Annotated in this window: 7 protein-coding genes; 2 read left to right on the forward strand and 5 right to left on the reverse strand. The window is 62.4% G+C overall.

Annotated elements, in window-relative coordinates; all coding sequences use genetic code 11:
• Positions 1-9: 9 nt before the first annotated feature.
• The 4 genes from HMPREF2537_RS10500 to HMPREF2537_RS10515 form a co-directional block, all read right to left on the reverse strand.
• Positions 10-810, reverse strand: a complete 801-nt coding sequence (locus tag HMPREF2537_RS10500; protein WP_070528701.1) for an electron transfer flavoprotein subunit beta/FixA family protein — start codon at positions 808-810, stop codon at positions 10-12.
• 34 nt (positions 811-844) lie between these two features.
• Positions 845-1,996, reverse strand: coding sequence for a THUMP-like domain-containing protein (locus HMPREF2537_RS10505; RefSeq protein WP_070528709.1), 1,152 nt, complete (start codon positions 1,994-1,996; stop codon positions 845-847).
• A 41-nt stretch (positions 1,997-2,037) separates the two neighbouring features.
• Entirely contained in the window at positions 2,038-2,865 is an 828-nt protein-coding gene (locus tag HMPREF2537_RS10510; protein ID WP_070447702.1) for an NUDIX hydrolase, read from the reverse strand.
• Between the two features lie 95 nt (positions 2,866-2,960).
• On the reverse strand, positions 2,961-3,809 hold the full coding sequence (locus HMPREF2537_RS10515) for an ABC transporter ATP-binding protein (RefSeq protein WP_070528712.1): 849 nt from the start codon (positions 3,807-3,809) through the stop codon (positions 2,961-2,963).
• Positions 3,810-3,866: 57 nt separating this feature from the next.
• On the opposite strand from HMPREF2537_RS10515, the gene HMPREF2537_RS10520 reads away from it, so the two are divergent.
• Both HMPREF2537_RS10520 and glgB read left to right on the forward strand, forming a co-directional pair.
• Positions 3,867-5,873 (forward strand): maltotransferase domain-containing protein, encoded by a 2,007-nt coding sequence (locus HMPREF2537_RS10520; RefSeq protein ID WP_070529495.1) that lies wholly within the window; start codon positions 3,867-3,869, stop codon positions 5,871-5,873.
• A 106-nt stretch (positions 5,874-5,979) separates the two neighbouring features.
• On the forward strand, positions 5,980-8,100 hold the full coding sequence (gene glgB / locus HMPREF2537_RS10525; protein ID WP_070528715.1) for a 1,4-alpha-glucan branching protein GlgB: 2,121 nt from the start codon (positions 5,980-5,982) through the stop codon (positions 8,098-8,100).
• Positions 8,101-8,231: 131 nt separating this feature from the next.
• Here the strand turns inward: glgB and HMPREF2537_RS10530 are convergent.
• Positions 8,232-8,562 (reverse strand): IS30 family transposase (locus HMPREF2537_RS10530; RefSeq protein ID WP_168162412.1); only part of this gene is annotated, 331 nt, incomplete at its 5' end.

Raw genomic sequence — 8,562 nt, forward strand, 5'->3', positions numbered from 1 at the left:
TTTTCTCCTTTAACCCTCGATGAGATTCTTGGCGGCCAGGAAGTCCGCGACCTTGGCAGCAGCCACGGCCGGATCAGGATCGGTGATGACCTCACCGGCGGTGCGGGCCGGTCGCTGCGCGGAGGCGGTAACCGTGGTGGTGGACGGCACGCCGTCGATGCCCAGGTCGGCCACGGCGAGCGTGGTGACCTCAGCCTTCTTGGCAGCCATCAGGCCCTTGAAGTTGGGGAAGCGCGGCTTGTCGGCCTTATCGGTAAAGGACAGGATGGCCGGCAGGTTAGCGCTGAGCTCCCAGTGGCCGTGGGCGTCCTCGCGGGTGCCGGTGGCGGTGGCGCCGGCCAGGGAGGCTGCCTTGAGCTCCGTGAGTGCGGGCAGCTGGCGATACTCAGCCAGCAGGCCAGCGATAAGCCCGGTGGAGGCATCCGAAGAGTTGTTGCCCAGGGTGATGACCTGGACCTCACCGAACTTTTCTCCCACCTTGTTGATGGCGGCGTTGAGAACCCAGGCGGTAGCCAGGGCGTCGGCGCCGGCGAGGGCGTCGTCCGTCACGTGCACGGCGTGGTCTGCGCCCATGGCCAGTGCCTTGCGCAGAGCCTCATCGGCAGCAGCCGGGCCCATGCTAAGCGCCACGACCTCATAGCCGGCGTCGGCGTTATCGTCGCGCAAGCGCAGTGCCTGCTCGACGGAGTACTCGTTGACCTCATCGATGACGTTATCCACCGAGGTACGGTCCAACGTGTGGTCCGCCTCGAGGGTCTTGGTTGACCACGTATCCGGTACGTGCTTGACCAGAGCCACAATGACTGGCATGTGGGCACTTCCCCTTCCGTAAATTTTGAAACTATTAGGGTGCGTAATTACCTTCGGTCGATACTACTCGCGGTCCGCACAACACCGCGACTCCCTTCGTTCCAATGCGCGTGACCACGAGTGTCTTGGCAGTGGAGCCTTTGAGCTTGAGCTTCTTACGCAGCTGGTCCGGGTTCACGTCTTGCCCGCGTACCAGGATTTCCAGCGAGCCGACGTCGTGGGCCGCCATGGCCGCTTTTAGCTTCTTCATGGGGACCATCTCGATGAATTCAAATCCGGACGTGCCGTGAGGCAGGCGGTCACCGGTGAGGTAAGCAATGCGTGGGTCCAGCTGGTGCAGGCCTTCCCGCGCGGCGTAGTGGCGCACCAGCCCGGCGCGCACGATGGCGCCGTCGGGGTCGATGAGGAAGCGCCCCATGGGCCCAGCCTCAGGCAGCTCGTTTTCGTCGAGGTCATCCTCGATGACGTCAGTGTGTATTCCTTCGGGCGTGGTGTTGAGGACCACTGCCCTCTTCCCCATTCCCAGGCCCGGGGTATACAGGCAGGCTTCCTTCACCCCGCCATCGAGGCTCACCACGCAAGCCAGGCCTTCCCATTCGGAATGATCAATGCCGGGGGCGCACTTGATGGCCATCTCGCCGTGGGTGGCCAGCAGATCTGCTGGCGGTGGTAGCAGTTGGTCTAGGCGCGTGATGCGATTGCCACCCTGTCGCCGCGCAGGGTCGGCGATGCAGACCTGGGCGGTCGTCGTGGTGGTTAGAGCATCGGCGCGAAAAACTGGGTGCTCAATGTTGTGGTGCGCCATGGCCACGCGTGAGGCGTCTAGGTCACTGCCCACATAAGCGCCGGGGCGATAGGCCTGGCCTTCGGTGCCGATGGAGCAGGTGAGGTCGTGGACGAAGTCCACGTTGCGTTCCTGAAGGAACTGCGCGCGATAAGCCGCCACTGCGGGTGGGGTGGCCTGTTGGGCGGAGTCGTGATCCATAAGCCACTGCCCCGGTAGCTTGCCGGAACTGCGGGCTTGGATCAGCTCGGCTACGGCGCGGCCATAATTACCGAATTGGGCCTGCAGCTTGGCGACGTCCCGCAGGTGCGCCTTCTTGGTCCCTTCCAGGTCTGCTGCGGCGGCATCGATCGTAGCGGCGTTCTCGCGTAGGAAGGCAACTTCGTCCAGGGTGTAGCTCATGCAGGTTTCTTCTGTATCGGTTGATGCCGGGCGAGGCCGACTTAAATGCGGTCGACAGGGAAAGTGGTGAAGTATTCACGGTAGCGCTCATCATCGCGCGGGTCGCCGATAATCGGACGCAGGTCGGAGAAGGAGGCATCATCTAAGACCTCTTTGACCGTGGCGTAGGAGGTCAAACGCTTGAGCTGCGCCCACGTCGGGATAGCTAGGCGCACCAACCCGGCGCGCCAGCCATCGAGGACCAGTTGTGGGTCGAACCAGCCGGCGTCGTCGGCTTCGCCTGTATCTCCATCGGGTTCTTGGCCTTCGGGTAGTACACCGATGAAGAAGAAGGTGTCGAACCAGTGGTTGTTGTCTTCCCCGGCCCAGCGGGACCAAGGCAAGAGCATGTCGGCGTCGACACGCATGCCGTTGTGCTCAAGGAACTCGGTGAAGGAAATCTCGTGGGTTTCTAACAGCTCGCGCTCACGGTGGTAGCGAGAGGCGTCGGAAACCAAGCCGTCCTCGCGGATGGCCAGCAGCGTGCCGGCCTCCTCGAAAAGCTCCCGGGCGGCCGCGAAGACAAGGGCGTGTGCCTTGTACTTGGTTACGCCCATGCGCCGTGCCATGGAGACCACCGAGCTGCCCGCCCATAGTTCGCCGGAGTCCCAAGAACGCGGTGGGAAGTCACGCGGGTCTACACCGCCGCCGGGAAAGACAACGTGGCCGGGGTAATTACGCATGGTGTGCACGCGTTCTTGGATCCACACGCGCAAGCCCTCCGCGGTATCGCGTAACAAGAGGACAGTAGCGGCCAGGCGTGCCCCGTTAAAGCCCGTGGTTTCGCCAGGGTCGATGGCATCAAGGCTGTCGTGGATGGACTGGCTCATGCAACTTTCCGTGTCTGCAAGCTAGGAGCAGAATTCGAGAGGTATACGTCGAGAAGGCGTACTGAGGTTATGTACTAGGGGTTATGTGCTAGGGGTTAGCGGACTCGTCGGGCGAAGTACCTCTCCCCAATGCGGTCCACCTGGATGGGTTGGTGGAAAGCCTTGGAGAGGTTTTCCGACGTCAGGACAGAATTAATGAGTCCTTTGGCCACGACCTTACCCTCATCCAGGAGCATTGCATGGGTAAATCCGTAAGGGATTTCTTCCACGTGGTGGGTGATCATGACAATCGCCGGGGCATCCGCATCGAGTGCTAGGTCCCCGAGGTAGCCCACCAGGTCCTCGCGTCCTCCCAAGTCCATGCCGGCGGAGGGCTCATCCAGGATGAGCAGCTCTGGGTTCGCCATGAGCGCGCGGGCGAGGATGACGCGCTTCTTCTCGCCTTCGGAAAGGGTGCCCCAGGTGCGCTTGGCCAAGTGGGATGCGCCGACCTGAGCCAGGATGTCATCGGCGCGGGAGAAATCCATGTCTTGGTAGTCCTCACGCCAGCGGCCGAGGACCGCATAGCCGGCAGACACAACGAGATCATCTACGCGCTCGTTGTCCGGGATGCGGTGCTGGACGGCAGCGGAAGAGATGCCAATGGCGGCGCGCAGATCGCGCATATCCGTTTTGCCCAGGCGCTCACCCATGAGGAAAGCCACGCCAGCGGACGGGAATTCTTCGGCGGCGGCCATGCGCACCAGGGAGGTCTTGCCCGCGCCATTGGGGCCGATGATGACCCAACGCTCATCGAGCTCCACCTGCCAGTCGACGGGCCCGACCAGCGTGCGCCCGCCGCGTCGTAGCTCGACGCCGCGGAAGTCAATCAACCAATCCTCGTCGGTTTCCATCAGTTCAGGGTCTTGCTGGCTCAATTGCTCTGGAGTGTTCACAGGCACCATTGTGGCCGATATCCTCCTTCCCCGGTGAAACTGACACAGCTGCATTATTCTATGGGCATGACACAACGCCTTGGTATCGACGATGTCCGCCCCTCCCTCTCCGGAAATGTAGCCTCGAAGGCCGTTGTCGGAGAAGTCGTTCCTGTTACCGCGCTGGTGTGGCGTGAGGGCCACGATGCCGTCGCCGCGACGCTGTCGGTGTGGAACACCGAATCCCCATCTACCTCCGCCGTGACCATGACGGTGGACCCGGAGAACCCGGATCGGGTCCACGGCGTGTTTAGCCCGGCCACCGCGGGGCGCTGGTTCTTCCGCATTGACGCCTGGTCCGATCCGATGTCCACCTGGCGCAACGCGGTGGTCAAGAAGATGGAGACCGGTCAATCCGCACAAGAGCTCAGCAACGATCTCTTGCACGGCGCCGAGCTCTTCGAAGAGGCGGCAATCCAGTGCCCGAGCGATAAGGCGGAGCTGCTCTTTCAGGCGGCGAAGGAGCTGAAGGATGAGTCGGTGGACGTCGACAAGCGCGTGCGCACCGCGCTGTCCGACGAGGTCGCGGACGTCCTCCACCACCACCCCCTGCGCCACCTGCTGGTGGAGGGTGACATTCACGAGGTCCTGGTAGAGCGCCCCGAGGCACTCTACAACTCCTGGTACGAGCTCTTCCCACGCTCCACCGGCGGTTGGGATGCAGAGGGCAACCCCGTGCACGGCACGTTTAAGACCACGGCACGGGCACTCGAGCGAGTGGCAGCCATGGGTTTCGATACCGTCTACTTCCCGCCCATCCACCCCATTGGCAAGGTGCACCGCAAGGGCCGCAATAACTCGGTGGTGGCTGAGCCCGGTGATGTGGGCTCTCCGTGGGCCATCCAGGATCACTCCACCACGCACCCGGAGCTGGGCACCATGGAGGACTTCAAGCAGCTGGTCAAGAAGGCCGCCGACTTGGGCCTGGAGGTAGCGCTGGACTTGGCACTGCAGGCCTCCCCGGATCACCCGTGGGCCAAGACCAACCCAGAGTTTTTCACGGTGTTGGCCGATGGCACCATTGCCTACGCCGAGAACCCGCCGAAGAAGTACCAGGACATCTACCCGCTCAACTTCGATAACGACCCGGATGCCATCTACGCGGAGATCTACCGCATCGTCATGATCTGGGTGGAGGCCGGTGTCACCACCTTCCGCGTGGACAACCCGCACACCAAGCCCGCCAATTTCTGGAATTGGCTGATTTCCAAGGTGCACGTGACCCACCCAGAAGTCATCTTCCTCTCCGAGGCCTTCACCCGCGCCCCGCGCCTGTTCGGTTTGGCCAAGGCTGGATTTACGCAGTCTTATACCTACTTCACGTGGCAGACCTCCAAGCACGAGCTCACCGAGTTCGCGCAGATGCACGTGGAGCAGGCCGATATCTGCCGCCCCAACCTCTTTGTCAATACCCCGGATATCCTCCACGAATCTCTGCAGACCGGCGGGCGCGCCATGTTCGCCATCCGCGCCACTTTGGCTGCCACGCTCTCCCCGCTGTGGGGCGTGTACTCCGGCTTCGAACTCTACGAGCATCAAGCAGTCAAGCCGGGCAGCGAGGAATACCTCGATTCGGAAAAGTACGAGCTGCGCCCGCGCGACTTTCAGGCCGCTGTCAAGTCTGGTGACTCCCTGGAGTCCTATATCCGCCTGCTCAACGTCATCCGCCGCGAGAACCCGGCCCTCCAGCAGCTGCGCACGCTGCGCTTCCACAACACTGATAACGAGGCCATCATTGCCTACTCCAAGGCTGATCCCACCACCGGCAACGTGGTGCTCGTGGTGGTCAACCTGGATCCGCGCAATGCACAGGAGGCCACAGTCTTCCTGGATCTTGCCGCCGTGGGCCGCCACCCGGGCGATCACTTCACGGTGCAGGACACCATCAGTGGAGCTGCCTACGAGTGGTCCGACCGTAACTTCGTGCGTCTGGAGCCGCTGCGTGACGTCGCCCACATCTTCGTCCTCCCGCCGGCCCACCATGACCTGCAGGAACGCATAGCGTGGCGCCGTGTGAACGACTACCGCCCCTAGGCTTTTAAAACCCTCACCACCCCGCGCTGATTCCGTCCCCCTTTCCGGGTAGCGCGGGGTTTCTTTTCTGCCCCGCGAGCGGGCGTTGTTCGGTAATTTGGTCAGTATGAACATCCCGGCCTCAGACCTCGAACGCCTTAACCACTGCCGCCACCACGCGCCCCATGATTTCTATGGGTGGCACGACGGTACCGTCCGCACTCGCCGCCCCGGTGCCGAAGCCGTCGAGCTCGTCACCGCAACCGACACGATTGCTATGCGCGCGGTTGGGGATGATATCTGGGAGGCCCCGCTCGCCGAAGAAGCCGACTACCGCCTGCGCATCACCTACCCGGGCCAGCCCGCTACCGAAGTAGCGGACGGCTACCACTTCCTACCCACCCTGGGCACCTTGGATCAGCACCTCATCGGCGAGGGCCGCCACGAACGCTTGTGGGAAGTGCTCGGTGCCAACCTCAAGACCTACACCACCGACATGGGAGTAGTCGAAGGCACGGCGTTTGCTGTCTGGGCGCCCAACGCAGAGGGCGTGGCCGTGGTCGGTGACTTCTGCGGCTGGAACCCAACCCAATTCCCCATGCGTTGCCTCGGCTCCACCGGTATTTGGGAGGTCTTCATCCCCGGTGTAGGCGAAGGCGAGCGCTACAAATTCGCCGTCCACGGCAAGAACTCCCCACGCATCGATAAAGCCGATCCCCTGGCCAAGCGCACCATTGCCCCGCCGGAAACCGCCTCCGTGGTGGCTCGCTCCAGCTTCGAATGGAGCGATGAGGAGTGGATGAGCAAGCGGAACGCGGACCTCGACGTCCCGATGAGCGTCTATGAGCTCCACGTGGGTTCCTGGAAGGTGGGCGCCGATTACAACACCTTGCGTGAAGAGCTGATCCCCTACCTTCTGGAGCACGGCTTTACCCACGTGGAGCTGCTGCCCGTGGCCGAGCACCCCTTCGGCGGCTCCTGGGGCTACCAGGTCTCCGGCTACTACGCGCCTACCGCGCGCTGGGGCACACCGGACGAGCTGCGCGCCCTCATCAACGATCTGCACAAGGCAGGCATCGGCGTCTTCGTCGACTGGGTTCCCGCACACTTCCCCAAGGATGAGTGGGCGCTGGGCCGCTTCGATGGCCAGGCACTCTACGAGCACCCGGATCCGCGCCGCGGCGAGCAGGCCGACTGGGGAACTTATGTCTTCGACTTCGGTCGCAACGAGGTGCGCAACTTCCTCGTGGCCAATGCTCTCTACTGGGCCGAGGAGTTCCACATCGACGGCCTGCGTGTCGACGCCGTGGCATCCATGCTCTACCTCGACTACTCCCGCGAAGAGTGGCTGCCCAATATCTACGGCGGCCGCGAGAACCTCGAGGCCGTCCAGTTCCTTCAGGAGACCAACGCCACCCTGAACCGCACCCACCCGGGCGTGCTGACCATCGCCGAAGAATCCACCTCCTGGCCAGGCGTGACCGCCCCGACGCATGAGGGCGGCCTGGGCTTTAGCCTGAAGTGGAACATGGGCTGGATGAACGACACCCTGGAGTACTTCAAACACGAGCCGATTCACCGCCGCTACCACCATGGCGAGCTCACCTTCTCCATGGTCTACGCCTACTCGGAGCGCTACGTGCTCCCCTTTAGCCACGACGAGGTGGTCCACGGCAAGGGCTCCTTATGGGAGCGCATGCCGGGCGATGACTGGAACAAGGCCGCAGGCCTGCGCGCGCTGTACGGCTACATGTTCTCCCACCCGGGCAAGCAGCTAATGTTCATGGGCCAGGAGTTTGGCCAGACCACCGAATGGGCAGAGGGCCACTCAGTGGACTGGTCCAACTTGGAGGGCTGGGGCAACGAGTGGCACCACGGCATTAAGCGCTTGGTGCGCGACCTCAACGCGGTATACAAGCAACAGCCGGCCCTGTGGACCCAGGACTTTACGCAGGATGGCTTCCAGTGGGTGAAGGCTGATGACTCGAATAACAACATGCTCGGCTACGTGCGCTACGGCAAGGACGGCTCCGCCCTGTTGGCGGTGTGCAACTTCTCCGGCAGCTCGGTGCCGAACTATGACCTCTGGTTGCCGCGCGATGGCGAGTGGGAGCTGGTCATCAACACAGACGACGCCGTCTACCAAGGTGCCGGCAATGACCTTGCCCACCGCGTGCGCTCCGAAGGCAACCACGTCCAGCTGCACCTACCGGCAAACTCGGTGCAGTGGTATGCCTTCCGCGGCTAAGCTGCGCGGCCTAGCGCCGAGCCTGGCTCGGCGCGTGCTCACGCTCATCGCGAGCAAGGCCTGAGAGACACAACTGCCCTAGTTGCCAAAAGTTGGGCTGATTTTTCAGGCGGTTTCAAGCGGTGGATGCATCACTTGAATAGTTCCTGGATTTTCTCTTCCGGTGTGTACCAGTTGAGGACTTTTCTGGGGCGCCCGTTGAGTAGATCTTGAATCTGCTGGACGCCCTTATCGGTCAGGGTACTAAAGTCGCTTCCTTTGGGTAGGAAGTCTCGGACTAGCCCGTTGGTGTTTTCATTGGTAGGACGCTGCCAGGGTGAGTGCGGATCACAGAAGTAGACTGCGAGCCCACGTTCGATGCTCAGCCTGTCTACTTGGGCTAGTTCCACGCCTTGGTCCCAGGTCAGCGTTTTGGTGATGTTGCGTATTTTGCCGGTAAACATCTCGATTAACTTATCGACA

The sequence above is a fragment of the Corynebacterium sp. HMSC074E01 genome (assembly GCF_001808885.1).
Classification (GTDB): Bacteria; Actinomycetota; Actinomycetes; order Mycobacteriales; family Mycobacteriaceae; genus Corynebacterium.